We start from the raw sequence: 26,493 nt of genomic DNA on the forward strand, positions 1-26,493 counted from the left end.
ACGGATCTCCGTCCCCCCGCGCGGGAGGTCCGTGCCGCAGACCTGCCCCCACCGGAGAGGCGCCCGTATGCAGCACCCCCGCCGACGGATACGCAGGCCCGTCGCCCTGGCAGCGACCACGGCCCTCTCCCTCGCGCTGCTCGCCTCCGCGAGCACGACGCTCCCCGACCCCGCCCCGGCCTCGGCCGGCCCCGTGGCCGCCGCGCCGAGCGGCGCGCAGCTCGGGCCGTGCCGGATCGCCACCACGATGGGCGTGCAGATGTCGGAGGGGCTGCCCACCGCCCCCGGTTACGTGCGTTCCACGGGCCGCGTCAGGGCCCTCACGCTGATGGTCGACTTCACGGACGCCGTCGGGGAGGGCACCGCGATGAGCCGTTTCCGCGAGTTCTTCCCGCAGACCTCCGACTGGTTCCACACCAGCTCGTACGGGCGCCTGAAGTACCAGGCCGAGGTCCCGATGGCCGACTGGCTGCGGATGCCCCGGCCGTTCTCCGCGTACGGGATCGAGCGCGGCTCACCCTACGAGCCGGGCTACCGCTCCCTCGTCGAGGACATCGTGAAGGCCGCCGACGCGAAGGTGGACTTCAGCGCGTACGACCTGGTCAACGTCCTCGTCACGCCGAACGCCGGGCCCTCCGCCCTCGACACCGTCCTGTCCGTGACCTTCTCCGGCAACGACGACGCCCCGTACGCCGACGGCGTGCCGCTCGCCAACACGTCCTTCGTCTACAGCCGTCAGGACGACGGCTCCGGCAGCTTCGCGGAGACCGGCTACCGGGTGCTCCCCCACGAGAACGGCCACGTCTTCGGCCTGCCCGACCTCTACACCGCGGACGGCGGCGGCACCGTCGGACACTGGGACATCATGTCGGAGGACTGGGGGGCCAACAACGACCTGCTCGGCTGGCACAAGTGGAAGCTGGGCTGGCTCGACAACGACCAGGTCAGCTGCGCGTCCGGCCCCGGCTCCACCGACTACACGCTCACCCCGCTGGCCGTCCCCGGCGGCCCCAAACTCGCGTTCGTCCCGCTCTCCGGCACCTCGGGGTACGCGGTCGAGGTGCGCAGCAAGGGGGGCAACGACGAGGCGGTCTGCGAGCAGGGCGTCCTCGTCTACCGGGTCGAGTCCGACGTGGACACCGGCCACGGCCCGGTGACCGTCTCCGACAGCGACCGCTCCAGCGGCGGCTGCACGCGGCGCCCGAACGTCCACGCGGAGCTGTCGGACGCCCCGTACCGCCCGGGCGAGACCTTCACGGACCGGGCCGGCGGCATCCGGATCAGCGTCCTCGGCGAGGACCCGGGCGGCGCGTACCGCATCCGCATCACCCGCCACTGAACCGCGCCCGCGTCACCCGCCGACGAGCCGCGTCCGCGCCACCCGCCGCTGACCCGCGTCCGCGCCACCGCCGCCGAACCGCGTCCGCGCCACCGCCGCCGAACCGCGCCCGCGCCACCGCCGCCGAACCGCGCCCGCGCCACCGCCGCCGAACCGCGTCCGCGTCACCCGCCGGCGAAAGCGTCCTTCAGCTCCCGCTTGAGAAGCTTCCCGGTCGGATTCCGCGGCAGCTCCTCCTCCCGTACGAGGACCCTGGCGGGCACCTTGAAGGCGGCGAGGCGCGCGCCGACGTGCGCCCGCAGCCGCTCGGCGGCGGTGTCGGCGGCCGCCCCGTCCCGCAGCCGCACGACGGCCACGACCTCCTCGCCGAGCAGCGGATGCGGGACGCCGAGAACGGCGGCGTCGAGGACGTCCGGATGCTCGTGCAGCACACCCTCCACCTCGACGCAGTACACGTTCTCGCCGCCGCGGATCACCATGTCCGTGAGCCGGTCGACGACGCTGACGCGCCCGTCGTCGTCGACGCGCGCCAGGTCACCGGTCCTGAACCACCCGTCCCCGGTGAACGCGGCCCGGGTCGCGGCCTCGTTCCCCCAGTACCCGCGAACAAGCGACTGCCCCCGCAGCCACAGCTCCCCCACGCCGTCCCCGTCGGGCCGGTCGATCCGCACCTCGGTGGCGGGCGAGGGACGCCCGACGCTCCCGGGATGGGCGCGGTACTCGGCGCCGACGTTGGACAGGACGCCGCCGCAGGTCTCGGTCAGCCCGTAGCCGTTGCGGGGCTCGACGCGCTCGCCGTACGCGGCGGTGATCCCGGCGACGATCCCGGGCGGGGCGGCGGCGCCGCCGGTACTCAGCAGCACGAGACTCTCCAGCCCGTCCTTCTCGGCACGGGCGGCCTCAAGGAGCTGGAGCGCGGTGGTGGGCACCCCGGCGTAGTGAGTGACGCCGTGCTCCCGGATCAGCGCGAGAGCAAGCCCGGCATCCCACTTCCGCATCATCACCAGCGTCCCCCCGGCCGCCATGACGGCATAGAACGAGGTGAACGCGGCGACGTGGAAGAAGGGAAAGGTCGTCAGCGAGACGGGCGCGGGCCCGGTGCCGGGCACCTCGCCCCGGGCGAGGGCGGCAGCCGCGGCGAAGTACCGGGGGTTCATGGCGGCCCCGGCCTGCGCGAGGTGCGTGGCGACGGCGCCCTTGGGCCGGCCGGTGGTGCCGGAGGTGTAGATGACGGTGGCGTCGTGCTCGGGCAGGACGTCGACGGCCGGCGGCCCGAGGGAGGGGTCGAGGTCGGCGACGTACGCGACGAACCCCTCCTCCGCCTCCCCCTGGAAGACGATCCCGGGTACGCCGTTCTCCCGTGCCCAGCCCCGCACACGCTCGACCCGCTCCCCGTCGACGAGCAACACCGCAGGCGCGCAGTCATCAAGCGCGTACGTGAACTCGTCCTCGGTCCACCAGGCGTTGAGCGGTACGGCGACGAGCCCGGCGAGCTGGGCGGCCCAGAAGGCGACCTGCCACTCGGGAAGGTTCCGCATGGCGACGACGGCCCGGTCCCCGGGCCGCAGCCCGTACTCCCCGACGAACCGCCGGGCGAGCCCGCAGGCGGCGTCGAAGAACTCCCGATAGGTCGTCCGCCCGGCCTCGGACACCAGGAACACCCGGTCCCCATAGGCCCAGACGACCTCCACGAACTCCCGCAGAGTCCGCGGCCCCGAGACGTACACACCGTCCTGAACGGCGAAGGGCGCCCCGTCGACGGTCAGCCGCTCCACCCCACCCGACACCACCACGAGACCTCCTGAGCGCTCGCTCACCCCAGCGCGGCGACGCTATGCGCCTCCGGTTCGGGGGTCAACCCGCGGTCCGGAAGGGTGCGACGGTCACGTGGTGGCCACTCCAGGGACACTCCGCGCAACGTGACACCCGTCACATCGCGACCTCTGCGGTAGGCGTCCGTTTTACTCGGGCATTACTCTCCCATCCACCATCCGGACGCGCGGTCACCCGCCTGACCAGCGGAGCGCCACGCCGGAGTGCAAGCAGAGCTCGGGGGGCTCGAACATGGCAGTAACAGGCATGCGCGTATTGGGACTCTCCGAACTGGAGGAGTCCATCTACCGGCACTTCCTGCGGAATCCCGACACCACTGACGGAGACATCCACCTCCTGCTACGGGCCGACCGCGAGGCCGTGGCCACCGCCCAGGACCGGCTGCGCGAGCTCGGCCTGCTGTACGGGACCGACCGGCAGACCGTGTGCCCGACCGATCCGGCGATCGTCGTGGACCGGCTCACCGAGCTACGGCTGCGCGAACTGCACCAGGAGCTCCAGGAGGTCACCCGATCCCGGCACCTGGTCGCCGACCTGCGGGACGAACAGAGTCCGGCGCTGGCCTCGCCGCAGTCCGTCGAGCGCATGGAGAACGTGGCGCAGATCCGCAGCCGGATCGACGACCTCGCCTTCTTCGCCCGCGAGGAGATCCTGTCCGTCGAGCCGTACACGGTGCTGACGCCCGAGAACATCGCGCACTCGCGCCCGCTGGACCTGCGCTGCCTGAGCCGGGGCGTCCGGATCCGCAGCGTCGTCCTCCAGGAGGCCCTCGACGACCCGCTGACCGTCGGCTACCTGCGGGAACTCACCGCCAAGGGAGCGGAGATCCGGGTGTCGGAAGACCTCTCGGAGCGCGTCCTCGTCTACGACCGGCGCACCGCCCTGGTCCCGATCGATCCCGAGGACACCTCCCGGGGCGCCCTGGTGGCCCAGGAGACCGGCCTCGTCGCCGGCATCATCGCCCTCTTCGAGAAGATCTGGTGTCAGGCCACGGACCTGTCGACGATCACCGCGGACGACGAGAAGTGCCAGGGCGGTCTGGCCGAGACCGAGCGGGACGTCCTGAAGTCCATGTGCCACGTCGGCAAGGACGAGATCGGCGCCCGGGACCTGGGCATGTCGGTACGGACCTACCGGCGGCACGTGGCCGACCTCCTGCGCGTCCTGGGCGCGTCCAGCCGCCCGCACGCCGCCCTGCTGGCGCGCGAACGCGGCTGGATCTGACGGTCGTTCGCGGCGCCTACGAGACGGCCGCGCCCTGGAGGTCCTGGACGGCCCGGCGTACCGCGGCCGACACCGGGGCGGCGCCCTCGGACAGGGCCGCAAGCCGGTCCTTGAGCACCCGGCGCCGATCGGCGGCCAGCACCGTGCCCAACTGGCCGCCCGCGTGGGCGAGCCCGGCAAGCAGCGCGGCCCGGCCACCGGGGGCGGGGGCTGCCGGGTCCTCGACCGCGGCGGCCACCGCGGCGCGCACCTCTCCGGCGGCGGTGAGACCGGACGGAGTGAGGCCGGCCCGGTTCAACGGGAAGACCCCGAAGACCCGGTCGGTGCTCCTCTCCAGGAGTCCGTCCTTCTCCAGGCCCCGCAGCACCTCGTGGATCGACGCACGACCGTCCTTGCGGACCCAGTGCAGCCACTTCCTGCCGGGCTCCGCCGCGATCCGCCGCCACACCTCCTTGAGCGCGGCGTCCTGCGGAGCCTCGCCCACGGCCCCGGCGGTGCCCGCCTCGTCCGTCAGGGCGCCGCCGTCGAGCAGTTCGGCGAGCAGCGCACCGCGCACCGCCGGGGCCAAGGACTGCCGGACGGGAAGCCTGCCGCCCTCCGCGTCGAAGGCGAGCAGGATCATGTCGCCTGCCAGGGTCGTCACAGGTGTCACAGGTGTTCCTCTCATCCGGGCACCGCACCGGCAACAACCGCCGGTTTCCTGGCAGTCTGCCCTGCCAGCATGCCGAGCGCCGCTTCCTCGCCGGGCGGGAAGCCCAGCCGGTTCATCACCATGTGCAGGTGGTGGAGCACCTGATGGTCCCGGGAACCGGGGGCCCGCAGGAGGAGTTCGGCCAGCGCGTCGGCGTGCGCGTCGATGCGCTCGCGCGCACCGGGTGCGGGCACGCCCTGCTCCCGGACCCCGGCCGAGACAGCACCGAGCAGGGGCCTGAGCTGCTCCCCGCCGGCGGCCAGGCGCAGTTGCCAGCCCCACCGGGTGCGATGGCGGACCCAGAAGACGTCCCGCTCCTCCTCGGTCAGCACCCTCGCGGTGAGCGCCCGGGCGAAGTAGACGGCGTGCGCGGCCCGTTCGTAGCGCCGGGGCAGGGCGGCGAGGTCGAGCCCGGCGCAGAACGCGCTGTCCAGGTGGAAGATGCGCTCGGCGACGGCGACACCCGCCGGGCCGCCGTACTTGGCCGACTCCGGTGCGTACAGCGCGGGGGTGACGCCGCGGGCCGGCGAGCCGGGCGGCAGCGCGCCGGGCAGCAGGCCGACGGAGTCCTCGGGCCGCTCCTCCAGCGTGCTCAGCAGACCGGTGAGCTCCTCGCGGGCGGTGGCGTCCAGCGCGTCCACCGCGTCGGCCCCGGCGCGCAGCCGCAGCCGCAGGTGGTGGCCGGTGGCGTCCCAGTACCGGATGAAGAACCAGTCCTCGCTGCCCAGCCTCCCGGCCTGCGCGGCCAGCCACGGCACGAGGGTCCGCACCGCGGCGTCCATCAGCCGGGGACCACCGGGGTAGACCCGTACGTACCACCAGTCCCGCTGGGGAACCGCCATGCTCATGCTTCCTCCTCCGGTCGCCGCCAACGCAGCAGCGCGATGTGCTCGGCGGCCCGCGTGCCGCCCGCCGCGTCCCGCAGCGGATGCGCGGACCTGGCCGGCAGCGCCTCGACCAGGCGCAGGTGGCCCGTGGCCGGGCCGGCCCACTGGGCGAGCACGGACAGCGAGAGCGGCGAGGTCAGCGAGACCCACAGGGGCTTGCGGTCCGTGCCCTGCTCGCCCGGCCCGAAGCCGGTCAGCCGGTGACAGAAGACCTCCTCCGGCAAGCCGTGCGCGCGCCGGAACGCCTCGGCGCGCAGCGCGGTCTCGGCGTCGCTCTCGCCCGGCCTCGGCACGGGCAGTTCGGCCGCCGGGACGACCCACGAGGCGCGGGAGACGGTGACGCGGCCGAAGCCGGTCCGCGGCATCGGCACGATCTCGTCGGTGCGCTGCTCCTGGAGTCCGAACGGCAGGACGTAGTCCGAGTGCGGCGAGCCGTTGACCCACGGGTCGGCGAGCACGGCGAGCAGCCGGGCGAACGGCGGGAAGAGGTGCGGCGGGACGAGACCGAGGTAGGCGAGGCCTACCGGGTCGCCCGCGCGGTCGCGCAGCGCGAGGGTGCCGTCGCCGGGGTCGTGCGTGAGGACGGTGTCGGCCAGGTCGAGGCCGTCGGCTGCCGGGATCTCGCCGGGCAGCAGCAGGGGCGGCAGCAGGCCGGCCGACCGCGACTGGGCCGTGTTGATCTCCGTCCACAGGACGAGTTCCCGGCAGGTCCGGCCGGGCCAGCAGGCACGGACGTGCTCGCGCAGCCGGTCGCGGAAGCCTTCGCCGAGAAGCGGCCCGAAGCGGGTCACGAGCCCGCCCGTACCGGGATTGAACTGGTTGACCACCAGCTGGTAGTCGCCGCCGCGCACGGCCTGCGGGCCGGTCGCGGCGAGCTGGAACAGCACCGCCGCGGCGGGCGGCGCGCTGCTCGGCCCGACCGGCAGCCATGCCCGCTCCCCCGCGGTCTCCCGCTCGGCACGGTCGGCGACGGAGGCCTGGTCGAGGTCGGGCTGCGCGTCACCGTCGACGGCGACGCGCATGAGGAACCCGAGCACGTCGGTGCAGGTCCCGCCCGGCCCGTACTCGGCCGTGAAGCGGTCCACGAGCACGTCGTAGAGGTGTGAGCGGAAGACGAACGGGCGCATGCGGCGGCCTAGTTCGGTCAGGTCGGCGCGGACCTCCGGCACGTCGAGGATCCGGGGCAGGGCGAGGTCGCTCGCGACGTCCTCGTACAGCACCTCCCCGGACGCGAACCGGTCGAGACCGGCCCGTCGGGCCCAGCGACCGGCGGTGCGGCGGGCCCGGGTGAGCGTCTCGGTCCGTTCGTCCTCGCCGGCGGCGCAGAGGGCGGCGGCCGAGTCCCTCAACTCCCGCACCTCGCCCGCGATCCCGTCCTCGGGGTGTCCCGCGAGCAGCTCCGCCACGGCGCCCATCGGGTCGCCGCCGCGCCGCCAGGGCGGTACGGGTGCGATCAGCCCGGTGTCGAGCAGGCGCCGGAAGCGGCGGAAGGGGTCGGGGCCGCCGAGCCCGGACAGCAGCCCGTCCAGGGAGTGTTCGGCGTCGGGCGCGAAGCCGGACAGCCAGGGCGCCGCGTGGTCGGCCTCCACCACCCGGTCGAGCCGCCAGGCCAGACCGCCGTCGGCGACGGGTTCGGGCAGCAGGACGAGACCGCCCGGGGCGTCGGGACCACCGGGCCGGAGCGGCGCGAGCCGGTAGCGCAGCAGACCGGCGGTACCGGCCTCGCGCGCCAGGCAGCGCAGGGCCAGCTGGGCGAGGGCGGTGGCGGCGTAGCTGTGGGCGGCGGGGGCGGAGGTGTGGACGGCGGGCGTGTCGGCGTGGGCGGTACGGACCGCGGACGCGTCGGCGTGGGGGGCGGAGGTGTGGACCGCGGACGCGTCGGCGTGAGGGGCGGGGGCCGCGGCCTCGGCGGCGCCGGTCGAGCCGCCCTCTCCGACGGTGGTCAGCGTGGAGAACGGGCTGGTCTTCACCGCGGCCCGGGACACATAGGAGTAGAGCGTGCGCAGGTTGCGGGTCTCGGCGGGGCGGCGGCGCGGGCGGCCGTGCCGCAGCCAGTCAGGGGCGGCCAGCGCCGCGGCCCGGGCGAAACCCGGATCGGCGAGGTGGCCGGCGAGCGCGGCCGGGGCCGCCGCACGGTCCTCGGCCAGCAGGACGTCGAGCCGCCGGGCGGCCTCGTCACGCAGCCGTACGGCCGCCTGCCAGCCGCGGAAGCCGGCGGCCGCCTCGGGCCCTGCCAACTCGGCGATACGAGGCGGCAGTTCGTCGCCCCACGGCAGGGCCCGCAGCCGGTGCGCGGCCCGCTTGGCGGCCAGCACCTGGCGGCGCAGCGGCACTTCGTCGTCCAGGAGGGGCACCAGCGGGAAGCAGGCGTCCTCCACGGCGGGCCGCCTTCGCTCCAGTTCCGCGTGGGCGTCGGCGGCCTCTGCGATCGCCCGTCGCGTGGCGGACCCGATGAGGTCCAGGGCCTCGGTGGGCAGACCGCCCACCCGGGTCAGCAGCGGTCCGGAGATCTCGGGGTCGGTCACGGCATCGACCGTCCGACCAGCTCGAACGACCAGATCAGCGACTGGACGACGAAGTAGCCGAGCGCCACGGTGTAGACGCAGCACACGATGCCGTACGTGACGTGCAGCCGGCGGCTGCGGGTCGGCATCCGCTCCAGGAAGCCCGGCAGCGGGCGGCCCAGCAGGCGGTGCTTCAGCAGGGTGAAGGCGCGGCCCCGCGCGTCGACGAGGCCGAAGCCGGCTTCCAGCGCCGCGTAACCGTCGCTCGGGAGCATCGGGTTGATGTTGGTGACCAGGTTGAGCATCTGGAAGATCAGCAGCGCCCCGGCCACCTGCGCGACCGGTCCGTCCGTGGTGAGCACGAGCAGGGCGGCGGCGCCGGTGAACCAGCCGTCGCTGAGCGGTCCCGCGAGGGCGAGCAGGACCCGGCCGCCTCGGGAGCGGACGCGGTAGGCGTCGGTGCGGTCGACGTAGGCGAGCGGCAGGAAGTAGAAGAGCAGCGCCACTCCCAGGCCCCGCACGGGCACCTTGAGTACCTGGCAGACCATGGCGTGAGCGCTCTCGTGCACCAGGATCTGGAGGAACATCAGCGCGATGGCGACGAGGGTTCCGGTGCCCAGCAGGTCCTTGGCCGGCGGGGCCGAGGTCAGGACCGCGTAGAGGCCGAGCAGGATGCCGAGGATGCCACCGCCGGCGAAGACGCCGACCGACAGCCAGGCCGGGACGGGGCGCAACAGCCGGGCCACCGGCTCCAGGACCGTCGGGAGCGAGCGGGTGATGACGAAGCGGGGCATGAGCATGGTGGTGCCGAAGCGGCCGCCGGCGCGCTTCTTGGGCGCCCGCTCGGCTTCGGTTCCGACGAGGAGGCCGCTGCGGCTCAGCTCGTCGACGAAGGCGGCGAGCTCTCCGCGCACGCCTTCGGCGGGTACGCCCCGGCGCTCGGCCATGAGGGCCGAGAGCTCGTCCAGCGAGTGAGCTCCGTCGAACTGGCGGAGCAGCACAGCGGCCGACTTGGTCAGCCGGTGGTAGGTCCCGCCCTTCGGATCGAACATCAGCGGGTGGTCGTCCATCCCCCGGATGATCTCCAGATCCTCCCGGAGCTTGGGTGCGGTGCACGTGTCCACGGCGCGGTTCCTCCCTCCGCAGCGGCGGCCGGTCCGCTACCGTGCCGGGCCGCCTGGCTCTAATCTGGTGGTTCAGTCCGGTCCGGGAAAAGCGGACCGGGCTGGGGGCCCTGGGCCCCGGGGTACTAGGACCACCCCGGAGCCCAGGGATCCGAGCGGCTGATCAGCCGCCCTGGCTGGAGACGCTGCTCATCGAGCCGACACAGCCGACGGGGCAGCTGGCCGAGCCGGCGCAGGCGCCGCAGAACGCGGTGGTGAAACCGGGGCTGACGGCGTCCTGGAGGACCTCCAGGTCAAGGGACTCGGACCACAGCTCGAGCTCGTTGTCGAGGTTCTCGTTCATGGCGTTCACTTCCTTTCGGGTGGGTGTGTTGGTGCTGGTGGCGCCGCGGGCGGACTCAGCCGAAGCTGGAGGCGCTCGCGGAGGAGGAGGCGGTGCTCGTCGGGCACGAGGCCGTCGAGGCGGTGCCGGCGGTCGCCCAGGTACCGAGGGCGACGCCCTCCTTCAGGGGCTCGAGACCGAGCGCGTCCGAGGCCAGCTCGTCGGCGGACAGGTCCAGTTCGAGGTCGTCGAAGTCCTGCATTCGAGGAATCCTTTCTGCGTGATGGCGACTCTGTGAGGGCGACTGTGCGAGGGCTACTGTGCGAGTGCTCTTGCGTGACGCCGTCTGTGTGCCGGTCGGAGGGGACCGACGGGGACCGGAGGCGACCGGGGTCAGCCGATGGTCGAGGCGGACGACGCGGTGGCCGCGGACGTGCCGGGGCAGGACGCGGTCGAAGCGGATCCGGCGCAGAAGAAGCAGCCGAGGGCGTTGCCCTCCGGAAGCTCCTCGATCGCCAGCTCGTCACCGTCGATGACGTAGAGCTCGAGGTTGTTCTCCATGGTGTTCACCTCCTTCCGGTGTGCGGTGCGGAGGCCGGGCGGGCCGGCCGGGGGCTGCGGATCACCCGTAGGTGGACGCGCTGCTGACGGACGACGCGGACGTCGCCGGGCAGGACGCGGTCGAAGCGGATCCGGCGGACGCCCAGCTCGCGAGGGCGTTGCCCTCGGGCAGCTCCTCGATCGCCAGTTCCTCGGCGTCGACGGCGTACAGCTCGATGTCCTCCATGCGAGGCACCTCCTCAGGTGTCGTGCGGTGGGTGACGGATCCCGCACCCGGTCGGGGCGGGAAGTCTCAGGGGGCCGGCGGCAGGCCCAGGGCCAGCGCGAAGATCTGCTGGCGGCTCGTTCCGTCGCTGAGCAGCGGGCCGCGGACGGCCGCCGGGATGAAGCCGGCGAAGACACTGCCGACCAGTCCGTGGGCGACGCCGTCCAGCCACATCGCGTACGCGGCGGAGCCGGCACGGGTGAGCAGCAGCCGGTAGCCGTGCCCGCCGTGGCGGTGGACCGCGGCGTCCAGCGGCACTCCGATCGAGACGATCGCGGCGGCGTCGGAGAACTCCGGCTGCAGCGTCAGTCCGTAGCGGGCCGCTCCGGTGGGCAGTTCCATCACCGGGGTGAAGGTGGACGCCGCGGCGTCGAAGCGGTGGACGGCGGGGGTGACCCCGGCCAACCGGTTGGCGACGACGGTGAGTTCGAGCGGGCAGTCCGCATCGGCCTCATCCGTCTCCAGGGCCCGGGTCATGATGCCGGCCAGCAGCCCGGCGGGCAGGGGCTCCGGGGAGAAGCCGCGCAGGGAGCGCCGGTTCTCCAGGGTGGTCAGGAGGTCGTGGGGCACGGTCCGGTGCGTGTACGGGGCGACCGTGACGGCCGGTCCGAGCGCGGCGGGGTCCGGTGCGTGCGGCCGGCGTTCGGCGAGCGCCGTGGCCCCGGAGGCGCCGCGCTGCTCGCGGAAGGACGCCAGCATGTCCATGGCCAGTTCGTGCGGGGCGCTCACGGGGCTCCTCCCAGGTCGACGAGGGTGGTGATCGGTTCCAGGTCGGGGTCGATCCCCAGGGCCGCGGCGACCGCGAGGTCGTCCCAGCGGGTGCGGACCGCGAACGGCAGGTCCAGCGCGGTCGCCGCGGCACGGAGCGTGGCGGTGGCGCAGCCGGCGTCGAGCAGGACGATCCGCAGGGCGAACGCCGCGTACTTCTTGGCGACCTTGGTGAAGTCGCCGGTGAGGACGACCGTCAGCGGCGCCTCGCCGGGGACGGCGCGGGGGTCGGCCGCGAGTCTGGCCAGCCGGTGCTCGGACGCCACGTAGCCGTAGACGCCGGGCTCAAGGCCGGGGACGTCGCGGACGACGAGGTGGGCGACGACGGAGCCGATGTTGCCGCCGCTCGCCGTCCACCGCTGCACGCGGCCGGGCAGCAGAGCCCTGCGGCCCGCGGTGACGGCGAGGAGCAGTGCGGCGGTCCGGTCGTCGAGGACGGCGGGCGACGGGGAGCGCAGCGACTCCAGCGGGGGTGCCGGGAGGGGCACGGCCGCCGCGACGGGCCAGGTCTTCTCGTCGTTCTGCAGGGCGATGTTCGAGGGCTTGTAGTGGGCCTGGTGAGCCTTGCCGTCGGCGTACTCCCGGGGCGGGAAGGCGATCGCCGCCTCGTAGCGCGCGGCGAGCGGCGGGGCGACCGGGTCGCCCGGCGCCGCCGAGCAGTGGGGGCAGCCGGGCCGGGTGGCGGCCGAGCGGCGCTGCTGGGAGAGGTCCGCCAGGTCGACGGTGCGCCACTGGGACGGCAGCGGGCTGGGCGTGCTCCGCGAGAGCAGCGCGAACAGGTCCCGGACGAAGAGCGCGGCGGCCAGTTCGGCGTCACCGGGCAGCGGGGGCCGGTCGTCCGCCGGGTCCTCCGCGGTGCGGCAGGCCAGACAGGGGGTGAAGGCGAGGTCGACGTACGGGCCGAGGTGGGCGGTGCGACCGGTGAGCGCGAGACGGATCAGCGGTACGCCGGCCTGGGCGCAGGAGGCGGCGAGGGCCGCGGAGGCGGCCGGGTCCAGTCCGGCGGCGACCGCGAGGGTGGTACCGGGTGCCGGACCGGTACTGGCGTCCGTACCGGTACCGGCGTCGATGCCGGTACTGGCGTCGATGCCGGTACTGGCGTCGATGCCGGTACCAGCGTCGGTACCCGTGTCGACGAGGGAGTCGGCGAGGTGGCGCCGGGTGGCGACGGCCAGGGGGCCGGTGCCGAAGACCTCGACGCGGGCCCGGGCCAGCCGGTCCAGGGCCTCCTCCCAGGCGTGGTTGGCCCCGGTGGAGTCGCCGATACGGGAGAGGAAGTCGGCGAGGGCCTCGGGCACCGCCTCCGCCCGGGAGGCCGACGCCGGGGACGCGGCCTCCTCGATCAGGCCGCAGGTCCAGAGCAGGGAGAGGGCCTTGAAGACGGTGCCCGCCGGGATTCCCAGGGCCTCTGCCACGTCTTCGTGGCCGCGGCTGCCGTCGAGCAGCGGGAGCAGCCGGGGCAGCAGTTCCCGGGCGGCGGCGCCGCGCAGCAGCTGCTTCTTGGGGGTGCCTTCGACGACGAGGGCCTCGGACGTGTGGTGCAGGGAGAGCCCGCGCCGGAGCCTGGGCCGCGCCGGGACGTGGAACTGCGGGTCGTTCAGGGCGGCCGAGGCCATGGCTTCGGCGGTGATCACAGAGTGGTCCGGCATCGAGGCCTCCTTTCCGGTTCGGGACGTACGAGCAGGACAAGCGGGACGCGTCGGCCGTACGGGGTGCGGTACGGGTTCGTGCGCGGGGCCGGGGTCACCGGCCCGGGAGGGCCGCGAGCTCCGCCGCGATCGCCTCGAACCGCTCCAGGCGGCTCTCGGGCGTGCGGGCCGGCCGGCAGCGGGTGCACCGGTCGACTGCCACGACCGCCGAGCTGGACGTGGCGCCCTCCACGACCCCGAAGATCCGTACGGTGGCGCCGATGCCCTCCGCCGCGCCCGGCTCACCGGGTTCGGCCAGGGCCTCGTGCACCGCCTGGTCCGCGAGGCCCACGGCGATGGCGACGTGGTGCGGGGCGTGTCCGGAGACCGGGGGCGCGGTGGTCCCGTCGCCCCGGCTCTGGTCCGCCGTCGGGGCGGTGTGCTGTGCGCGGCGGCGGGTGTAGCAGCGGTGGCATGCGGTGCGGCCGGGTACGACCACCGGTCCGCACCGCAGGTCGAGGGGGCCCGCCTGGACGGGGAACCAGGGCCGGTTCCAGGCGTGGGCGCTGGCGTCCACCATGTCGGCCAGCACCTCCCGGCCCTGTCCCGTGGCCAGCACGATCAGATCGCTGTCGGGCCACAGGCTGGGGTGGGTGCCCTGGTTCACGTCGAGCACGGTCGACCCGGCGTGGCGTGCGGCCAGCCCTTCGGCGACGGCCGCGCCGAACGCTCCCGCGGCGAGGATCAGCAGGCGCGGATCGGTCATCTTCGGACTCCTCGTCGGACGTTCACGGCGGGTGGAACGGTCGGGTATCAGGCGAAGGGCTGGGGGTGCGGATTGATGTCGGTCTCGCCCCGTACCGGGTGGCCCATGGCGGCGGGTGCCGCGTAGAGCCGGGGGTGCGCCAGGTACCGGGCCCGGTGCACGAAGGACAGCGGCATGAGCTGGGGAACGAGCATCCGTACGACGGTGGCTCCGACCTGCTCGGCCTCGTCGGTGGTGAGGTCGACGGCGACGACCTCACAGCCCGCGGTGTGCAGGCGGTCCAGCAGCCAGGCCAGGGCCGGCAGCGGCTCCTCGGACGGGGCCCGGGGAAGGTCGCGCAGCCCGTGCACCGGGCGTTCGCCTTCCAGCAGGAAGTCGAAGCGGTGCCGCTGGGACAGCGGGCCGGACAGCAGGGCGCCGTCGACGACGCTGACGATGTCCTCCTCCGCCGTGGGCGTCGCGGCGTCCTTCTCGGCGGCCCGCGCCATGTGGCGGAGCGCGATCCGGAGGGAGGACGCCTCGCGGTAGAGCTTGGCGATCCCCTTGCCGGGGTCCAGTTCCGCGGTCGCCGCGACGAGCTGGGCGATGACCCGGTCGTCGTCGGCGAGCTGCACCCCGTAGATCACCGGGATGCCGAGGTCGGTGGTCGCGTCGTAGAGCTGGGTCCGCAGCCGTTCGCTGCTGCCCCGCTCCACGAAGGCCCGGAACTCCGGGGCCAGTTCGGCCGGGTCGAACTCCAGCCGGGGAAGCCGCAGCCGCTGGAGCCAGGTCAGGGCGATGGCGTCGCGTTCGACGATCTCCAGGATGCCGTTGACGACGGCGGCGGCCGGATCGGAGTGCGCGGCGCAGCCGGTCGAGACCGGGTGGACGTAGCGCTCCGCGTGGGACTCCACCGGGTTCTTCAGCCAGACCTGCATGGCCGGCACGTACACCGGGCGGTTGCGGGTGAAGGACCAGCCGCGGACCCAGCGCATCGGACCGTCGGGGTCGGTGGGGACGAGACCGCTCCGGGGGTCGGCCAGTTCGGCCGGCGAGCACCGGGGCCAGCGGTCGCTGGGGATGGCGTCCTCGCCGAGTTCGGCGGCGGTCGCCCAGACGATCTGATCGGGGTCCCGGGCGCAGGAGGAGTACCGTTCCAGCGATTCGGCGACCGCGAGGTGCGCGGCACGCTCCGGGTCGAGGTCACCGCCTGCTCCGTCGAAGTTCCCGGAGCTGGGGTTGTGCTCCCAGCCGGTCTGCTCGCTGAGCACTTCGCCGGGGTTGCCGAGCGAGGCCGTGAAGATCGGGAAGTCGGGTTCGCCCTCGGCGACGGGGAGCCGGGTCACCCGGTTCACCAGGCCGTAGGAGGAGGCCAGTTGACCGATGCGGAGGAGCGAGTCGGGTAGGGCGGGGTGCTCCGGCCCGGCGCTGTCACCGCTCGCGGCGGCCGCGGCCCCGGCCTTGGTCTCGGTCATCGTGTAAGGCGTCATCATCCACGCTCCGTGTCCCAGCGGAACGTCCGTGCCGCGAGGGCCGTGAGCCCCGCGGCCGTCGCCGCCATCACTGTCCAGTCGAGCCACAGGGCGTGGCGGGTGATCCCGCCGACCACGTCGTGGCGCAGGGCGTCTCCGAACATCGCCAGCGGGGTCCAGGAGAGCGGCCCGGCCACCGAGTCGGGGAGGAGTTCGAGGGGGAACAGCAGTCCGGTGCTCATCAGCAGCACCGGGGTGAGCAGCCCGGAGATCGCGTTGGTCACCTCGGGTGAGGAGAGCAGTCCGCCGAGCAGGTAGCCCAGGGCGAGCAGCATGACCAGGCCGATGGCCGTGGTCAGCAGCAGCCGCAGCATCGAGGCCGGCTCCAGGAGTCCGCCGACGACGGCGCCCGTTCCCATCAGGGCCAGCACGGCAAGTGCCAGCAGGGCTCGGCCCGGGAGGAGCGAGAGCAGGACGGCGGACCGCCGGGCCGGTGTCGTCGACAGCAGCCGCAGGGTGCCGCTGGCCCGCATCGAGACGAGGGCGGAGGCGGTACCGGTCAGGGCGAGCGAGAGCAGCGCGAAGGCGAGTACGCCGGGGATCACGAAGGCCATGGGGTCGAAGAGCGCGGATCCGTCGCTGCCGACGGCCGCGACCTCCCATCCCTCCCAGCCGGTGCCGTCCAGCACGGCGCGCACGGCGGCGACCACCGAGGGCTGGTCCGGGTCGACGGCCATCCGCAGGGTGCGGGAGGCCGCGTCGGGGACGATCACCGCCGCCTTGCCCGGCTGTGGGCCGGCTTCGGCGACGGCGACGGCGGTGCTGCCGCCGCCGAGCGCCTCCTGGAGGGCGGTCGCCTGAGTGGCGGGGCCGACGACGGCGAGGTCGAAGGGGCCCCGTACCCAGGTGAGTTGCATGAGGACGACGAAGAACACCGCCATCAGCAGCGGGAAGACCACGGTGAAGAAGAGCGCCGCGGGATCGCGCAGGAGCTGTCGGGTCATGGCCCGGGAGAGCGCCTTCCACTGGCGCGTCGTCGACACGGGTGGTGCGCCGAGACCGATGTGGGTCATCGCTTCTCCTCCTGTTCCGATGCCGGTTCCGATGCCGGTTCCAGCGAGGTTCCGGTGAGGCGGAGGAACACGTCCTCCAAGGTCGCGGGGCGCGGCCGGACGTCGGCCGCGGGGTCGAGCCCGGTGATCCACGCGGCGGTGGCGTGCGGATCGTCCGCCGTCACCTCGAACCGCGTACGGCCCGAGCGGCCGGCCGACTCGACGGCCGTCACGGCGTCTCCGTGACGTGCGCGCACCCGGTCGGCGAGATCGGCGTGTCCGGTCCGTACGGAGACGACGCCGCCCGGCGCGTGCCGGGCGATCAGCTCCGCCGGGGAGCCGGCCGCGACCATCCGTCCTTCGTGCATGACGGCGAGCCGGTCGCACATCTCCTCGGCCTCGGCCATGGCGTGGGTCGTGAGCAGGAAGGTGGTGCCGCCGGCCTGGGCCCTGCGGATCAGGTCCCAGACGGCGTGCCGGGCGTGCGGGTCGAGGCCGGTGGTGGGTTCGTCGAGGACGACGACGGGGGTGTCGCCGACCAGCGCCGTGGCGAGCAGCAGCCTCTGCTGCTGACCGCCGGAGAGCCGGGCGGAGCGTGCCCCGGCCTTCTCGGCCAGGCCGATCTCGTCGAGCAGGGCGTCCACGTCCCGGGGCGCCGGGTACAGCGCCGCCCAGGTCTCCAGGGTCTCCCGCACCTTCAGCCTCGGGAAGAGGCTGGCCTGCTGGGGCTGGAGGGCGAGGGAGGCGCGCAGGAGGTCGGTCCGTGCGAGCGCGTCCTCACCGAGGATGCGGACCTGGCCCGCATCGGGCCTGCGCAGGCCCGCGATGGCCGAGATGGTGCTGGTCTTGCCGGCTCCGTTACGGCCGAGGAGACCGAAGATCTCACCCGGAGCGACGGAGAAGGAAATCCCCGCCACCGCCTCGATGTCGGCGTATCTCACCCGTAGGTCGACGACTTCGAGAACGCTTTCCGAACTTCCCTGGAATTCCGTGACACTCGGGAGCTGACTTGTCATGACCATCTCTGCTCTCGCCCTCTGGATCAGCAGTCGTGGAAAGGGGCGGGAACTACTGCCAGCCGTTGACCGGCTTGCAGTGCGGGATCGGAACCGGGTGCGGCAGGTTGGCCTGGATCTCGCAGATCAGGTCGCTGACCTCCGGCGGCACCGACCCGGGCCACTGCGGCCCGCCGTGCAGGCCGGCCCCCTGGCCGACGCTCTGCCCCTCACCCTGCTCGGCGGCAGCCGCGCTGCCCGCCGCCACAGTGAATCCGGCGATCGTCAGCGCCAGACACGCAGCCGCTGAAGTGATTCGAATCCGCACTGTTTCCCCCTGGGTTCCGTTTCCGTGTTCCCTCTGCGTTTCCGCTGAGAAAGACAATGCCAGCGGGGCAGGGGCCACTCCACGGGATCCGGTGTCAGCTTGTTGCAGAAGCCCTTGCAGCAAGCTGACGACCGAAGAGGCCCCCACCCCGAACACCGGAGGCTGCCCGCCCGCCGACCCGCGCTTCCCGCTCACCCCGGCGCCCAGCGACAACAGGGGCGACCTCCGTGACCCCTATCCGCTAGGCTGTCAGCGGTCAGTGCGCCTTCGTAGCTCAGGGGATAGAGCACCGCTCTCCTAAAGCGGGTGTCGCAGGTTCGAATCCTGCCGGGGGCACAGTGAAGTAGCAGGCTGGAGGCCCTGTCGTCCTGGTGGACGGCGGGGCCTCCGGTCGTTGCTTCGTCGCTTTGTTCGCGCCTCGGGGGGACGAGAGCTCATGAGCACGCTGCCGTACGTCGACGAGCACGCCGTCATCGTCGAGGCCGGGGCCGCGGAGGCGTGGCGGCGGGTGCGGGGCGGGGTGGAGCGGTCCCTGTCACAGCGGGGCCTCGCCTCGTACGCGCGGATCGTGCGGGCCGAGCCGCGGGTGGCGGGTGGGCCTCGGCCGGTGGTCGAGGGGGCCGCGTTTCCCGGGTTCCGGGTCGTGCGGGTCGTGCCGGGGCGGGAGCTGGCCCTTGAGGGGCGGCACCGGTTCTCCACGTACTCGCTGGTCTTCCGGATCGAGGAGCTCACGGACGGCCGGTCGCGGCTGCGGGCCGAGAGCCGGGCCGCCTTTCCCGGGGTGACCGGGCGGCTCTACCGGCTCCTCGTCATCGGCAGCGGCGCGCACGCCTTCGGGATGCGTCGGATGCTCGCCTCGCTCAGTGGTCCCTAGCGGAGTTCCTCCGGGCAGGGCGTGCCACGGGACAGTTCGTACGGGGCACCCAGGCGGTAGACGCCCGCCTTCGGGGCGACCAGTTCGGTCCACTCGTCGCCCTCCGCGTCCGCCTCCGCCCTGAACAGACAGCCCTCCTCGTTGGCGAAGACCTTCGGGATCTCCGTCTCCGACTCCTCGCGGGCCAGCTGCGAGGCCTCGGTCTCCTGCGGCGCCTCGATCTTGCCGCCGTTCTCGTCGATGAGCGCGAGCCACGGCGAGTACGGGACGCGGATCTGGACCCGGCCCGGGCTGCCCACCCGGATCACGACCTCGTTCTCCTCCGCGCTCAGCACGTGCGCGGGCGGGGACGCGAGCGGCGTCGGGTTCTCGACCGCGTACAGCCGCCAGTTCTCGTCCGCCCAGACCTGCTTCAGGTACGGCAGGCCCTCGCCGACCAGTTCCGCCTCCTGCTCCGCGCCCGAGTCGGGGGCGCCGGTGGGCAGGACCACGTAGTGGACGGCCCAGCGGTGCAGCCAGTCCTCGTAGTTCACGGCGTTCAGGGTGTCGTCGTAGAAGAGCGGGTTGCGCTCCATGTCTGCCTGCCGGTTCCAGCCCCTCGCCAGGTTGATGTACGGGCTGAGCGCGGAGGACTCGCGGTGGCTGGAGGCCGGCACGACCTCGACCCGCGCCTTGCCCGCGTCCCGTACCTGGAGCTGGTTGACCAGCGGGGCGAGCTCACGCGCCCAGGAGGCGTCCGGGGCGGTGCGGATGACGTCGTCGACGCCCTTGAAACCGATCCAGAAGTTCAGCCCGACGAAGGCGAGCACGAGCGCGTACCAGCGGCGCGAGCGCGGCGCCGTGTACGGCAGGGCCGCGAGCAGCGCGACGCCCGCGAAGAGCATCGGCAGCCGCGAGATGTTCGAGCCGATCTGCGAGTCGATCAGCCAGGTCAGGAGCGTGCCGACCGTGTAGACGGCCGCGGCCGTGCGGACCGTGCGCCAGTCCGCCGGGACCAGGGCGAAGACCAGGACGCCGAAGAGGAGGGGGAGTGCCGCCGAGCCGAACGCCATCGGCTGCGTACCGGAGAAGGGGAAGAGCCAGGAGGAGAGCGCGACCACCACGACCGGGGCGAGACCGAGGGCGTACGCGCCCGGGCGCCGCTTGTTGAGGAAGCGCGCCGCCGCCGCGACCCCGAGGAACAGCCCGGCGACCGGGCTGCACGCGGTCGCGAGACCGGCGAGCGGGGCGGCGACCACGGCCTTGGCCCAGCGCTTGCGGCGCCAGCGGTGCGGCCAGCAGAACACGGCGGCGACCGCGCCGAGCGCGAACATCATGCCGAGGCCGAAGGTGACCCGCCCCGACATCGCGTTGCAGAGGAAGGCGAAGACGCCCGCGAGCGCGCAGGCCATCGGATTGCGGACCGCGGGCACCCGCACCAGGATCAGCGCGGTCAGCGCGGCCGACAGCGTCCCGGCGACCATCATCGTGCTGCGGACGCCGAGCAGCGACATCAGGTACGGCGAGACGACGCTGTACGAGACCGGGTGCATCCCGCCGTACCAGGCGAGGTTGTACGCGGAGTCCGGGTGCCGTCCGACGAACTCGGCCCACGCGTCCTGCGCGGCCAGGTCCCCGCCGCTGTTCGCGAAGAAGAAGAACCACAGGATGTGGGTGACGGCAGCGACCCCGGTGGCCGCCATGACCGTGTAGCGGCGCTTCCGCCGGCGGGGCGGCGCGGGCGGGGGTGCGGGCGCGGGTGCCGCCGGGGAACCCGGGGCGGGCCGCTGGGACGGGAGCACTATTCGCGAAAGAGAAGACGACGGCGATTCGCGGGCGGAATCGGTGCGGTCGGCTTCTCGGGTCGATCCTCGGTCGGCTTCATCCGTGTGATCCTCGCCGTCGGCGTGGTCGGCGCGGTCCGCGCGTGTCGGCTCAGCGGTGGTCACTGCCGCCCTTTCCCGTGCTGCCCGTACCGTCTCGCTTCTCGTCCCCCGGAAACGCTAACAGCCGGGCGCCCCGGAGGTCCGGGGCGCCCGGCCGAGCGGGTGGCGGCTCAGCCCAGGCGCGTGAGCTTCTTGTCGAAGCCCGGCTCCACCAGGTCCGACCGGAGGGCGACCGGCGCGCTGACCTTGCCCACGCCCGTACCGATGGACACCTGGCCGACGATGTCGCCCGCCTTGCCGGCGTGCGGCACGGCCTTGCCGCCGTTCGTGAGCTCCAGCTTCACCTGGAGGCCCGGCCAGCCGATCGCCTTGAGCTCCTTGGTCGCCACGACCGGCGTCCGGCCGCCGAGGCCGTCGTCGATGTATCCGAGCACCTGGCCCTTGCGGACGACGGCGGCGGAGGTGACGTCCTTCTGGGCCTGCTGGATCAGCTTGAGGCTGTTGTCGATGGCGAGCTGGAGCTTCTCTCCGAGCTGGTCCGCGTCCTTCGCCCCCATCACGATGCCCAGGATGCGACGGGTCTCGCCGTCCACGACGGTGTTCGCCGACCAGAGCAGATTGCCGCCGGCCGGGGTGGAGGAGCCGGTCTTGATGCCGCTCACACCCGGCTCGAGCAGGATGTTGTTGTTGTTCTCGATCCGGCCGGGGATGCCGTCGACCGTCACGTTCGGCATGTTCACGATCTCGCGGAACACGTCGTACTGCATGACCGCCTTCGCCAGCTTCAGCTGGTCCCGCGGGGTCGACACGGTGCTGTCGAGCAGACCGGACGGGTCGGTGTACGTGGACTGGGTCATGCCCAGCTCCTTCGCGGCGGCGTTCATCTTCTCGACGAACGCGGCCTCCGAACCGGCGTCCCAGCGGGCGAGCAGCCGGGCCACGTTGTTCGCGGACGGGATCATGAGGAGCTCCAGGAGCTCCTTCTGCGTGTAGGTCTGGCCCTCCTGGACCGCCGCCGTCGACTCGTGCTCGGCCTTGCCCTGCTCGGCGGCCTTCTTGTCGATCTCGATCTCGGGGCCCTTCTGGCTCCCCTTGAGCGGGTGGTCGCGGAGGATCACGTACGCCGTCATCGTCTTCGTGACGCTCGCGATCGGGGCCGGCTTCTGCGGGCCGTACAGGCCCATGGAGCCGACACCCTCGACCTCGACGGCGCCCTGGCCCTCGGTCGGCCACGGCATCTTCAGCGCGCCGCCCTCGAAGGTGAAGGTCGGCGAGGCGGAGAGCGTCAGGGCGGGCGCGGGCAGCGGCCGGACCATCTGCACGATCGCAAAGACGATCAGCAGGAGCACGACCAGCGGCGTCCAGATCCGCACCCGGCGCACGGTCGTCCGCAGGGCGTTCGGCTTCGGCGGCGGGGTGTTCGTCAGCTCCGCGAGCAGGTCCAGCGGAGGCAGCGGCGGAAGCGGCTGCTGCCGGGTCCGCTCCGCCTCGACGAGAGACGCCGGCGGTACGGGGGCGGCCTCCGCGGCCACGGGGGCCTTGGGAGCCCCGGTCGCCGCCCTGGGGGCGGGCGCGGGCGCCTTGGGGGCCTCCTGCGCCTGGGGGGCGTTCGGGGCCGCCTGGGCCGCCTCGGCCTTCCGCTCGGCGGGGATGTCCGCGCGCAGCGGCACGAAGGTGCTCGTGCGCTCGCTGTCGAAGTCCTCGCGCAGGCCGGGCGGGAGCTTCAGCGCGGTCGTCGGCTGGTCCACGGCGGGCGCCACGGGCGGGCGGACGATCTTGAACATGGCGGTCGGCTGATCGACCGGCTCGTCGTCGACCGACGGCTCGCCGGAAGTCGCCTCGCCGGAGGTCGCCTCGACGGAGATCGCCTCGACGGAGATCGCCTCGCCGGAGGTCGCCTCGACATCGGCGGGCTCGTCGTCGGCCGCGGGCTTCTCGCCCTCGCTGGGCTTCCGCGCCGCGAACCAGGACTCGTCGGGCGTCCCGTCCTCGACGGACGCGTCGGCGGCTGCCTCGGCGGACGCGTCGGCGGACACGTCCGCAGGCTCCTCGTCCGCCTCGCCGGTGGACTCCTCGCCGGTGGACTCCTCGCCGGCCGGCGCGTCGGACTCGACGCCCTCCGACTCCGGCTCGCGCTCCAACTCCGACTCCGGCTCGGCCTCGACGGCGTCCTCGGGCTCAGCGGCGCTCTCGGGCTCGGACTCGCGCTCGGAGTCGTCGTCGTCCGCCGAGGCGACCCACGCCGCCACAGCCGCCTTCAGGCGCTCGCTCTCGGGCTCACCCGGGGACGCGGCCGGCTTCGGCGCGTCGTCCTCCGACGTCCGGGGAGCCAGCGTCTTGAACACGGCCGTCGGCTGATCCACCTGAACCGCCGACTGCGACGGCGACTGCGACGGCGAGGCCGCGGACGACTCTGACTCACGGAGTGCGGAAAGCCGAGGATCCCGGCCGCCGCCGCCCGAGGCCGCCGTCTGTTCCGACGACCCCTGCTGCTCCGCCTTGTCGGGGGACTCGCCCGCCACCGTGCCTCCTCCATGCGTCATGCAAACGTCCGAACCGTCTACCAGTGTCCCGTGTGGACCCCTTGGCTCCCGTGCTAGACGAGAACGACATACCTACTGGTTCCCGGATGAACCACCCAGGCACTCTCGACAGATGAATGTGAGAGGGGTCACCCTGTCATTCATCCACGCGGGGAGGCATGGATGGGCAGGAGCCGCAGAAGTATTCCGGAGGAGCTTTTGCTGCTCGCTCTGGACCCGACCACGGGTACCACAGCGCAGCCGCAGTCGCTCGACCTCGGCCTGGCCGGAGCACAGCTAGTGGAGCTGGCTCTGGCAGGACGGATAGCCCCAGACGGGGATCGTATCGCCGTGGTGATGCCACGGCCGACCGGAGATCCGACCTTGGACTCCGCACTGGAACTGCTGCGCAGGCGTGGCAGTCCGGTTCGGGCCGTCCATTGGATCGGCGGACCCCGACTGGGGCTCCGTCAGACGTATCTCTCGCATCTGGAGCGATGCGGCATGGTGCATGCCGTGGAGGGCCAGATGTGCGGGGTGTTGCCGACGACTCGCTACCAGGCGACGGAGACGGCGATCAGCAGGGAGATCCGCTCCCGGCTGGACAATGCGATCCGCACCGGCGTACCGCCGGACCCGCGGACCGCGGCGCTTGCCGCACTGGCCCACGCGGTCGGTCTCGGGAAGCACCTGTACCCCGGCAACGAAGGACGGTCGTCGCGGTCCCGACTGCGCGATCTGATCCGGCACGACCCGATGGGCGGTCTCGTGGCACACGCCGTGATGGACGTCCAGAACGGTGCGGCGGCACAGCCGCGCCGTGCGCCCGCCGCGGGCGTACCGGCGCAGCCACGCGGCAGCATGGCCCGCGCGGCGGCTCACTGAGCCGACGCGCGAGGAACCGAGAAGGAACCAATCCGGGAGCCGCACAGGTGTGCGGGGCGGTCGTGACGACCGCCCCGCACACGTACGTTGTGCCGGTTTCCCAGCGCGTACCCGGCCATTGGTGGCAGTCTGCCAAGCAGTAGATACTCACAGCTACGCAGGCAAGCAGCAGCCGGAGGTGCAGTTTCCGTGGCGTCCAACGTCAACCCCACTGTCAGGCGGCGCCGATTGGGCCAGGAGCTGCGCAAGCTCCGGGAAGCGAAGAACATGACGGCCGAGCAGGTCGCCGAGCGCCTCCTCGTCTCCCAGTCCAAGATCAGCCGCCTCGAGAACGGCCGTCGCTCCATCAGCCAGCGCGATGTGCGCGACCTCTGTGGGGTGTACGAGGTCGAGGACGAGCGCATGGTCGACTCGCTCATGCAAATGGCGAAGGACTCGCGCCAGCAGGGCTGGTGGCACGCCTTCGGCGACATCCCGTACAGCGTCTACATCGGCCTGGAGACGGACGCGGCGTCGCTGCGCGTGTACGAGTCGCTCATCGTTCCCGGTCTCCTGCAGACCCGTGAGTACGCGCAGGCGGTGATCGAGGGGATGTGGCCGGAGGCCACCCCCAGCGAGATCGACAGGCGCATCCAGATCCGGTTGAAGCGCCAGGACCGCCTGTCCGATCCGGTCAGCCCGCTGCGGTTCTGGGCCGTCATCGACGAGGCCCTGCTGCGCCGTGTCGTCGGCAACCCCCAGACCATGGCGGATCAGCTGCGGCATCTCGCCCAGTTGAGCGAGAAGCCGCATGTCACGCTCCAGGTGCTGCCGTACGGCGTCGGCGCCCACCCCGGGATGTACGGGAAGTTCGCCATCCTGGAGTTCCAGGAGGCGACGGACGCCAGCGTCGTCTACCTGGAGGGCGTCACCAGCGACCTCTATCTGGAGAAGGCCAACGACGTCCAGAGCTACGCGGTGATGTACGAGCACCTCAGGGCGAAGGCGCTGAGCGCCGAGCAGTCCCGGGAGTTCATCCTCGGCGTGGCCAAGGAGCTGGAGTCGGACTAGGGCCTGTCCGGCGGGATCCGCGGAGCCGGGCACGATACACCGCCGGCGCCCCGGCGGAAAGATTTCAATGGAATATGCCATCCGGATGGGTGAACGCGTCTCACCGCCGGTGATGTTGCAGCGTAGCGTCGAAGGCAGAGCCGCTGCCGCAGCGGCTCTATCGCACATCACCCACCCCACTGGCACAACCATCGGAGTCACGATGCTGTTTCGGCACGACGCGCTGACGGAATGGACCAAGTCCTCGTACTCGGCCGTCAATGGCGACTGCGTAGAGGTCAAGGCGTCGCACGGGCACCTCCTGGTCCGCGTTCGGGACTCGAAGGACATCGCCCGCTCAAGCCTCGGCTTCTCCGCCGAGACCTGGTCGGAGTTCGTCCTCGACGTCAGCGAGCGCGACCGCCCCGGCGTCTGACGCCCGCGTCACACCACACCCCCCGGAATGCCCTCTCGACTGGATCGCCGTCCCGGCCGAGGGGGCTGGTTGCTGTCCGGGGTCCCGGACCCCCGGCCGGCCGGCCGCCGGCCGCCGGACCCAGCACCCGCTCGCACAACGGCAGGTTCCGCCGGGCCAGAGCAGCCCACCATGAGGTCGGCTCTCGAGGCTGTCAGGGAAAGCCTTTCCCTTGGCGGGGGTACGGGACGGCTCCGTCAGCGCAGTTCGTCCACGTACCGGTCGGTCCCCGGCACCGTCGGGATGAACGGCGCCACGAGCTCCACCCGACACCCGTCTCCCCCGGCGCCCCCGAGGGTCTCCAGGTCCGCGAAGTGTTCCGTCCAGCATGAGCGCGGGTCCCGCTCCAGGAACCAGAGCAGGGTCAGCCGGGTGTCGACACCCTCCACCTGCTTCACGTACGTCATCCGGTCGCCGGGCAGCGGGGTCGGACGGAAGACCGTGACCATCGCCGCCGGCGAGCCGGCCAGCCGCCGGGGCAGCTCCCGCGAGCGCAGCCGTTCGAGGAGTGCCGCCCGCGCCTCGGGGCCCTCGGTGTCGACGACCTGGAGTATCAGGCCCGCGTAGGGGTGGTCGAGGGCGTGGAAGTCGCGCGGACCGCCGGCCCCGTCGCGGTACACGGTCGCCTCGTGGTCCTGGAAGGCCGTGAAGACGTGCGTGCGGTCCTGGTGGACGCGGGCGTCGCGGTTGAGCCGCTTGTTGATGGCGACGGTCCACTTCATGTGCTCGTCGTAGCGGCCGTCGGTGATCCAGTACGTGGAGAGGTAGCAGCCCGCGGTGACGGGCTGCGCGACGGCGGACTTCTCCGGCCGGCGCAGCTCCTGGAGCTCCCGCGTGGCGACCCAGCGGCGGCCCGCGTACATCCAGGGCATCGCCATGGCGCCTGCGTAGTAGTGATCGTCCTCGTACCAGCGGTTGTACGCGTACTCGTGGCCCGGGTGCGGTTCGACCATGGTGATCAGGGCGTGGCCCGGGCGCACGCCGTACGGGCCGACGGCGGCCAGCTCCGCATACGTCTCGCTCGAATCGCTCGTCTCGCTCGTCTCGCTCACTCGCGTATCCCTTCCCAAGTCGGCGACGGAGACCTACTCTGACGGACCGTCAG

The 26,493-nt window shown here is 72.8% G+C and carries 25 protein-coding genes and 1 tRNA gene; 7 read left to right on the top strand and 19 right to left on the bottom strand.

Annotated elements, in window-relative coordinates; genetic code table 11:
• Window positions 1-67: 67 nt before the first annotated feature.
• Window positions 68-1,339 carry a M6 family metalloprotease domain-containing protein gene (locus ACFWWU_RS24895; protein WP_384148007.1) on the top strand — a complete coding sequence of 424 codons (1,272 nt, stop codon included), beginning with the start codon at window positions 68-70 and terminating at the stop codon, window positions 1,337-1,339.
• A 164-nt stretch (window positions 1,340-1,503) separates the two neighbouring features.
• Here ACFWWU_RS24895 and ACFWWU_RS24900 read toward each other — a convergent pair whose 3' ends face one another.
• Entirely contained in the window at window positions 1,504-3,132 is a 1,629-nt protein-coding gene (locus tag ACFWWU_RS24900; protein WP_384148008.1) for a class I adenylate-forming enzyme family protein, read from the bottom strand.
• Window positions 3,133-3,403: 271 nt separating this feature from the next.
• Here ACFWWU_RS24900 and ACFWWU_RS24905 point away from each other — a divergent pair, with 271 nt between their 5' ends.
• Window positions 3,404-4,396, top strand: a complete 993-nt coding sequence (locus ACFWWU_RS24905) for a helix-turn-helix transcriptional regulator (RefSeq protein WP_384148009.1) — start codon at window positions 3,404-3,406, stop codon at window positions 4,394-4,396.
• A 16-nt stretch (window positions 4,397-4,412) separates the two neighbouring features.
• Here ACFWWU_RS24905 and ACFWWU_RS24910 read toward each other — a convergent pair whose 3' ends face one another.
• The 15 genes from ACFWWU_RS24910 to ACFWWU_RS24980 all read right to left on the bottom strand — a co-directional run bounded on the left by ACFWWU_RS24910 (window position 4,413) and on the right by ACFWWU_RS24980 (window position 17,738).
• Window positions 4,413-5,048, bottom strand: a complete 636-nt coding sequence (locus ACFWWU_RS24910) for a GPP34 family phosphoprotein (protein ID WP_384148010.1) — start codon at window positions 5,046-5,048, stop codon at window positions 4,413-4,415.
• Between the two features lie 11 nt (window positions 5,049-5,059).
• A complete protein-coding gene (locus ACFWWU_RS24915; RefSeq protein ID WP_384148011.1) occupies window positions 5,060-5,935 on the bottom strand; it encodes a lantibiotic dehydratase C-terminal domain-containing protein in 876 nt (291 codons plus the stop codon).
• Window positions 5,932-8,499: a lantibiotic dehydratase gene (locus ACFWWU_RS24920; protein ID WP_384148012.1), complete on the bottom strand. Its 2,568-nt coding sequence runs from the start codon at window positions 8,497-8,499 to the stop codon at window positions 5,932-5,934. Before ACFWWU_RS24920 ends, ACFWWU_RS24915 begins: the two co-directional genes overlap by 4 nt.
• A complete protein-coding gene (locus ACFWWU_RS24925) occupies window positions 8,496-9,602 on the bottom strand; it encodes a PqqD family peptide modification chaperone (protein ID WP_384148013.1) in 1,107 nt (368 codons plus the stop codon). The genes ACFWWU_RS24920 and ACFWWU_RS24925 overlap by 4 nt, the downstream gene beginning before the upstream one ends.
• A 163-nt stretch (window positions 9,603-9,765) precedes the next feature.
• On the bottom strand, window positions 9,766-9,945 hold the full coding sequence (locus ACFWWU_RS24930; protein WP_055642953.1) for a thiocillin family RiPP: 180 nt from the start codon (window positions 9,943-9,945) through the stop codon (window positions 9,766-9,768).
• Between the two features lie 55 nt (window positions 9,946-10,000).
• Window positions 10,001-10,186: a thiocillin family RiPP gene (locus ACFWWU_RS24935; RefSeq protein ID WP_260615470.1), complete on the bottom strand. Its 186-nt coding sequence runs from the start codon at window positions 10,184-10,186 to the stop codon at window positions 10,001-10,003.
• Window positions 10,187-10,317: 131 nt separating this feature from the next.
• Window positions 10,318-10,485 (bottom strand): thiocillin family RiPP, encoded by a 168-nt coding sequence (locus tag ACFWWU_RS24940; RefSeq protein ID WP_141302866.1) that lies wholly within the window; start codon window positions 10,483-10,485, stop codon window positions 10,318-10,320.
• A 61-nt stretch (window positions 10,486-10,546) separates the two neighbouring features.
• Window positions 10,547-10,711: a thiocillin family RiPP gene (locus ACFWWU_RS24945; protein WP_107105427.1), complete on the bottom strand. Its 165-nt coding sequence runs from the start codon at window positions 10,709-10,711 to the stop codon at window positions 10,547-10,549.
• 66 nt (window positions 10,712-10,777) lie between these two features.
• On the bottom strand, window positions 10,778-11,479 hold the full coding sequence (locus tag ACFWWU_RS24950) for a hypothetical protein (protein ID WP_384148014.1): 702 nt from the start codon (window positions 11,477-11,479) through the stop codon (window positions 10,778-10,780).
• Window positions 11,476-13,167, bottom strand: coding sequence for a hypothetical protein (locus ACFWWU_RS24955; protein WP_384148015.1), 1,692 nt, complete (start codon window positions 13,165-13,167; stop codon window positions 11,476-11,478). The genes ACFWWU_RS24950 and ACFWWU_RS24955 overlap by 4 nt, the downstream gene beginning before the upstream one ends.
• Window positions 13,168-13,261: 94 nt before the next feature.
• Window positions 13,262-13,912, bottom strand: a complete 651-nt coding sequence (locus ACFWWU_RS24960; protein ID WP_384148016.1) for a TOMM precursor leader peptide-binding protein — start codon at window positions 13,910-13,912, stop codon at window positions 13,262-13,264.
• Between the two features lie 47 nt (window positions 13,913-13,959).
• Window positions 13,960-15,366 carry a YcaO-like family protein gene (locus tag ACFWWU_RS24965; RefSeq protein ID WP_384148017.1) on the bottom strand — a complete coding sequence of 469 codons (1,407 nt, stop codon included), beginning with the start codon at window positions 15,364-15,366 and terminating at the stop codon, window positions 13,960-13,962.
• Between the two features lie 14 nt (window positions 15,367-15,380).
• Window positions 15,381-16,436, bottom strand: a complete 1,056-nt coding sequence (locus tag ACFWWU_RS24970; RefSeq protein ID WP_384148018.1) for an ABC transporter permease — start codon at window positions 16,434-16,436, stop codon at window positions 15,381-15,383.
• Window positions 16,433-17,431, bottom strand: coding sequence for an ABC transporter ATP-binding protein (locus ACFWWU_RS24975; protein WP_384148019.1), 999 nt, complete (start codon window positions 17,429-17,431; stop codon window positions 16,433-16,435). Before ACFWWU_RS24975 ends, ACFWWU_RS24970 begins: the two co-directional genes overlap by 4 nt.
• Before the next feature lie 52 nt (window positions 17,432-17,483).
• The gene (locus ACFWWU_RS24980; RefSeq protein ID WP_384148020.1) at window positions 17,484-17,738 is read right to left on the bottom strand and encodes a hypothetical protein; all 255 of its coding nucleotides are present in this window, start codon (window positions 17,736-17,738) and stop codon (window positions 17,484-17,486) included.
• A 263-nt stretch (window positions 17,739-18,001) separates the two neighbouring features.
• On the opposite strand from ACFWWU_RS24980, the gene ACFWWU_RS24985 reads away from it, so the two are divergent.
• Window positions 18,002-18,074, top strand: a tRNA-Arg gene (locus ACFWWU_RS24985).
• 100 nt (window positions 18,075-18,174) lie between these two features.
• Window positions 18,175-18,612, top strand: coding sequence for a hypothetical protein (locus tag ACFWWU_RS24990; RefSeq protein ID WP_384148021.1), 438 nt, complete (start codon window positions 18,175-18,177; stop codon window positions 18,610-18,612).
• On the opposite strand, the gene ACFWWU_RS24995 is transcribed toward ACFWWU_RS24990, so the two are convergent.
• Window positions 18,609-20,294 (bottom strand): MFS transporter, encoded by a 1,686-nt coding sequence (locus ACFWWU_RS24995; protein ID WP_384148022.1) that lies wholly within the window; start codon window positions 20,292-20,294, stop codon window positions 18,609-18,611. The two genes, ACFWWU_RS24990 and ACFWWU_RS24995, sit on opposite strands and share 4 nt — an antisense overlap.
• 353 nt (window positions 20,295-20,647) lie before the next feature.
• Window positions 20,648-22,840 carry a serine hydrolase gene (locus ACFWWU_RS25000; protein ID WP_384148023.1) on the bottom strand — a complete coding sequence of 731 codons (2,193 nt, stop codon included), beginning with the start codon at window positions 22,838-22,840 and terminating at the stop codon, window positions 20,648-20,650.
• Window positions 22,841-23,182: 342 nt separating this feature from the next.
• Here ACFWWU_RS25000 and ACFWWU_RS25005 point away from each other — a divergent pair, with 342 nt between their 5' ends.
• The 3 genes from ACFWWU_RS25005 (at window position 23,183) to ACFWWU_RS25015 (ending at window position 25,349) form a co-directional block, all read left to right on the top strand.
• Window positions 23,183-23,884: a GPP34 family phosphoprotein gene (locus tag ACFWWU_RS25005; RefSeq protein ID WP_384148024.1), complete on the top strand. Its 702-nt coding sequence runs from the start codon at window positions 23,183-23,185 to the stop codon at window positions 23,882-23,884.
• Between the two features lie 189 nt (window positions 23,885-24,073).
• Window positions 24,074-24,934: a helix-turn-helix domain-containing protein gene (locus ACFWWU_RS25010; protein ID WP_384148025.1), complete on the top strand. Its 861-nt coding sequence runs from the start codon at window positions 24,074-24,076 to the stop codon at window positions 24,932-24,934.
• 202 nt (window positions 24,935-25,136) lie between these two features.
• Complete coding sequence (locus tag ACFWWU_RS25015; protein ID WP_384148026.1) at window positions 25,137-25,349, top strand: DUF397 domain-containing protein; 213 nt, start codon at window positions 25,137-25,139, stop codon at window positions 25,347-25,349.
• Between the two features lie 236 nt (window positions 25,350-25,585).
• On the opposite strand, the gene ACFWWU_RS25020 is transcribed toward ACFWWU_RS25015, so the two are convergent.
• Complete coding sequence (locus ACFWWU_RS25020; RefSeq protein ID WP_384148027.1) at window positions 25,586-26,440, bottom strand: hypothetical protein; 855 nt, start codon at window positions 26,438-26,440, stop codon at window positions 25,586-25,588.
• Between the last annotated feature and the right edge of the window lie 53 nt (window positions 26,441-26,493).

Origin of the sequence: Streptomyces sp. NPDC058650, assembly GCF_042717315.1 — a bacterium.
Lineage (GTDB): Bacteria > Actinomycetota > Actinomycetes > Streptomycetales > Streptomycetaceae > Streptomyces.

What these genes read in the sequence shown, in the direction of transcription:
- ACFWWU_RS24970 (WP_384148018.1), bottom strand. Translation starts at nt 16,436, where the DNA reads ATGACCCACATCGGTCTCGGCGCACCACCCGTGTCGACGACGCGCCAG.
- ACFWWU_RS24960 (WP_384148016.1), bottom strand. Translation starts at nt 13,912, where the DNA reads ATGACCGATCCGCGCCTGCTGATCCTCGCCGCGGGAGCGTTCGGCGCG.
- ACFWWU_RS24945 (WP_107105427.1), bottom strand. Translation starts at nt 10,711, where the DNA reads ATGGAGGACATCGAGCTGTACGCCGTCGACGCCGAGGAACTGGCGATC.
- ACFWWU_RS25005 (WP_384148024.1), top strand. Translation starts at nt 23,183, where the DNA reads ATGGGCAGGAGCCGCAGAAGTATTCCGGAGGAGCTTTTGCTGCTCGCT.
- ACFWWU_RS24995 (WP_384148022.1), bottom strand. Translation starts at nt 20,294, where the DNA reads ATGGCGGCCACCGGGGTCGCTGCCGTCACCCACATCCTGTGGTTCTTC.
- ACFWWU_RS24975 (WP_384148019.1), bottom strand. Translation starts at nt 17,431, where the DNA reads ATGACAAGTCAGCTCCCGAGTGTCACGGAATTCCAGGGAAGTTCGGAA.
- ACFWWU_RS24940 (WP_141302866.1), bottom strand. Translation starts at nt 10,485, where the DNA reads ATGGAGAACAACCTCGAGCTCTACGTCATCGACGGTGACGAGCTGGCG.
- ACFWWU_RS24990 (WP_384148021.1), top strand. Translation starts at nt 18,175, where the DNA reads ATGAGCACGCTGCCGTACGTCGACGAGCACGCCGTCATCGTCGAGGCC.
- ACFWWU_RS24915 (WP_384148011.1), bottom strand. Translation starts at nt 5,935, where the DNA reads ATGAGCATGGCGGTTCCCCAGCGGGACTGGTGGTACGTACGGGTCTAC.
- ACFWWU_RS24935 (WP_260615470.1), bottom strand. Translation starts at nt 10,186, where the DNA reads ATGCAGGACTTCGACGACCTCGAACTGGACCTGTCCGCCGACGAGCTG.
- ACFWWU_RS24895 (WP_384148007.1), top strand. Translation starts at nt 68, where the DNA reads ATGCAGCACCCCCGCCGACGGATACGCAGGCCCGTCGCCCTGGCAGCG.
- ACFWWU_RS24930 (WP_055642953.1), bottom strand. Translation starts at nt 9,945, where the DNA reads ATGAACGAGAACCTCGACAACGAGCTCGAGCTGTGGTCCGAGTCCCTT.
- ACFWWU_RS24905 (WP_384148009.1), top strand. Translation starts at nt 3,404, where the DNA reads ATGGCAGTAACAGGCATGCGCGTATTGGGACTCTCCGAACTGGAGGAG.
- ACFWWU_RS25015 (WP_384148026.1), top strand. Translation starts at nt 25,137, where the DNA reads ATGCTGTTTCGGCACGACGCGCTGACGGAATGGACCAAGTCCTCGTAC.
- ACFWWU_RS24965 (WP_384148017.1), bottom strand. Translation starts at nt 15,366, where the DNA reads ATGACCGAGACCAAGGCCGGGGCCGCGGCCGCCGCGAGCGGTGACAGC.
- ACFWWU_RS24955 (WP_384148015.1), bottom strand. Translation starts at nt 13,167, where the DNA reads ATGCCGGACCACTCTGTGATCACCGCCGAAGCCATGGCCTCGGCCGCC.